Below are 1416 nucleotides of genomic sequence, written 5' to 3'. Positions count from 1 at the left end.
AGATGCTCGCGTCCACTGTGTAGTTCTCAACATACGATCGGCACCACACTCCCCACCGTCCAGTGACAGTGCTTCATGCGGCCCAACGAAGGACCCGTAGGCCCAACCCCCAACCCACCTCACGGCAGATCAGGAAGCCTGGTCCCTCAGGACCCAACAACGTGCACCAGCAGGCAACTCCACCCCAACCCGTCCCAACCCTGCAAGCAGAGCGTACTGAGGTCGGAAGCATCACTCCCAACTGCACTGTCAATGTTCCACCCATGAGCTACCGGCAACCACGTTCGGGTTACTCGGCGCCTGGACCACGCCCACCCCGAAGGGCACACGAGGCCAGATGCTCCTTAGAAAGGAGGTGATCCAGCCGCACCTTCCGGTACGGCTACCTTGTTACGACTTAGTCCTAATCACCGATCCCACCTTCGACGGCTCCTTCCACAAGGGTTAGGCCACCGGCTTCGGGTGTTACCGACTTTCATGACTTGACGGGCGGTGTGTACAAGGCCCGGGAACGTATTCACCGCAGCGTTGCTGATCTGCGATTACTAGCGACTCCGACTTCATGAGGTCGAGTTGCAGACCTCAATCCGAACTGAGACCGGCTTTTTGGGATTCGCTCCACCTTACGGTATCGCAGCCCTTTGTACCGGCCATTGTAGCATGCGTGAAGCCCAAGACATAAGGGGCATGATGATTTGACGTCATCCCCACCTTCCTCCGAGTTGACCCCGGCAGTCTCCTATGAGTCCCCGGCATAACCCGCTGGCAACATAGAACGAGGGTTGCGCTCGTTGCGGGACTTAACCCAACATCTCACGACACGAGCTGACGACAACCATGCACCACCTGTACACCGACCACAAGGGGGCGACCATCTCTGGCCGTTTCCGGTGTATGTCAAGCCTTGGTAAGGTTCTTCGCGTTGCATCGAATTAATCCGCATGCTCCGCCGCTTGTGCGGGCCCCCGTCAATTCCTTTGAGTTTTAGCCTTGCGGCCGTACTCCCCAGGCGGGGCGCTTAATGCGTTAGCTACGACACAGAAACCGTGGAAAGGTCCCTACATCTAGCGCCCAACGTTTACGGCATGGACTACCAGGGTATCTAATCCTGTTCGCTCCCCATGCTTTCGCTCCTCAGCGTCAGTTACGGCCCAGAGATCTGCCTTCGCCATCGGTGTTCCTCCTGATATCTGCGCATTCCACCGCTACACCAGGAATTCCAATCTCCCCTACCGCACTCTAGTCTGCCCGTACCCACTGCAAGCCCGAGGTTGAGCCTCGGGATTTCACAGCAGACGCGACAAACCGCCTACGAGCTCTTTACGCCCAATAATTCCGGACAACGCTTGCACCCTACGTATTACCGCGGCTGCTGGCACGTAGTTAGCCGGTGCTTTTTCTGCAGGTACCGTCACT

Annotated in this window: 1 rRNA gene; it reads right to left on the bottom strand. The window is 57.6% G+C overall.

Annotation, left to right across the window (positions count from 1 at the left end):
• Positions 1-348 precede the first annotated feature (348 nt).
• Positions 349-1416 (bottom strand): 16S ribosomal RNA (locus tag ACIPV1_RS18890); the annotation flags it as partial.

Source organism: Curtobacterium sp. NPDC089991, from assembly GCF_044748425.1.
Taxonomy (GTDB): Bacteria; Actinomycetota; Actinomycetes; order Actinomycetales; family Microbacteriaceae; genus Curtobacterium.
The sequence above is the reverse complement of the archived record's forward strand: the minus strand, read 5'-3'. Positions and strand labels throughout refer to the sequence as shown.